The 1,242-nt window shown below is 58.4% G+C and carries 2 protein-coding genes; one reads left to right on the top strand and one right to left on the bottom strand.

Annotated features, from left to right (window positions below; translation table 11 throughout):
- Positions 1 to 594 precede the first annotated feature (594 nt).
- Positions 595 to 909 carry an alpha/beta fold hydrolase gene (locus ACXJ5O_RS27430; RefSeq protein WP_457302665.1) on the top strand — a complete coding sequence of 105 codons (315 nt, stop codon included), beginning with the start codon at positions 595 to 597 and terminating at the stop codon, positions 907 to 909.
- Between the two features lie 99 nt (positions 910 to 1,008).
- On the opposite strand, the gene ACXJ5O_RS27425 is transcribed toward ACXJ5O_RS27430, so the two are convergent.
- Positions 1,009 to 1,242 (bottom strand): hypothetical protein (locus tag ACXJ5O_RS27425; protein WP_457302664.1); only part of this gene is annotated, 234 nt, incomplete at its 5' end.

Raw genomic sequence — 1,242 nt, 5'->3', positions numbered from 1 at the left:
CGGTAAAGCTGCGGGCTATGAGACAAAAGACCGTCCGGAGGGGCTCGGACGGTCTTTTGCGGGCCACGGATGGCCGCACTTCAACGGGCGGAAAACGTCGAAGTATGGTAGCCGGGGGAACTACCAGCCCCGTCGGGGTTTGTGACAGGCGCAACTAGAAGACTACCTTTAGCCTGCCCGAGGCGTAAGTATACGTTGGTATATTCTGCTTAAACGAAAGATCGATTAAACCTCCAGTGGCGGGAAGACGTAGCGGGTTTTCGCCATGGAGCAGTTCGTCGCCAACAGCGTATCGACTATACTCATATATAATCGATAATGATCTTCTCACACGATAATAACCTAGGCCTTCAAATCAACAACCCTGGAGGCGGCCCTGGCCGCTGGCGCGGCATCATTGATCTCCTCCCGTGGCACGGCCGCGGAGACATCACCGGTGTTAGCTCGCAACGTCGTCCTCGTCCATGGTTTGTTTGCAGATGGATCATGCTGGACGCAGGTGATTGCTCGCCTTCAGGCCGCCGGGCTCAACGCTACGGCCGTCCAAAACCCCTTGACCACGTTACCTGAAGCCGTGGCGGCGAGACGGAGCGGGTGCTGGCGCTGCAGGACGGCCCGACGGTCCTGGTGGGACACTCGTTTGCGGGAATGATTTTCACAGAGGCAGGCGTGCATCCTAACGTTTCAGCACTCGTCTATGTTGCGGCGAGGGCACCGGATGCTGGCGAGGATTATCCTGCGCTCGCGAAGACTTTCCCAACAACCCAGCTACAGCCGGCATCGTTTTCAATGGGTGACGAGGGGCGCTTGAGCGAGGCTGCGTTCCTGCGCGATTTTGCCGGCGACCTGCCTGAAGCAAGATCGCGCGTGGCAAGCAAAGCTTGCTTTTGGCCCAGCCTGTACCGGTAAGAAAACCTTTGAACGGCCCGGTGCAATTCGCTCCACATTCCACTGGTCGCCACATCAATTCGATGTTCGAGACTACCGCAACAGCCATCGTCACTGCTCCTAGTGGCCAATTGCGCGCCGTACGTCGAGTAGTGCTATCTTGCAAAGGTTTGCATCACCAGTCCTGTCAGCCGCGCGCGCACGTGCGAGTGCAGCCAAAGCTCGTTCGCCTTCCACTCCTTCACCGGCTTGTTCCTCCGCACGTGCGATTGACTCAGGTGTAGGCTCGTGATGGAGACCGGCAGATTGGCTCTCAGGGAGCGTAGGTCCAGCGCCGGCCGTCGCTTCCAGTAC

The sequence above is a fragment of the Phyllobacterium sp. P5_D12 genome, assembly GCF_054049495.1.
The sequence above is the reverse complement of the archived record's forward strand: the minus strand, read 5'-3'. Positions and strand labels throughout refer to the sequence as shown.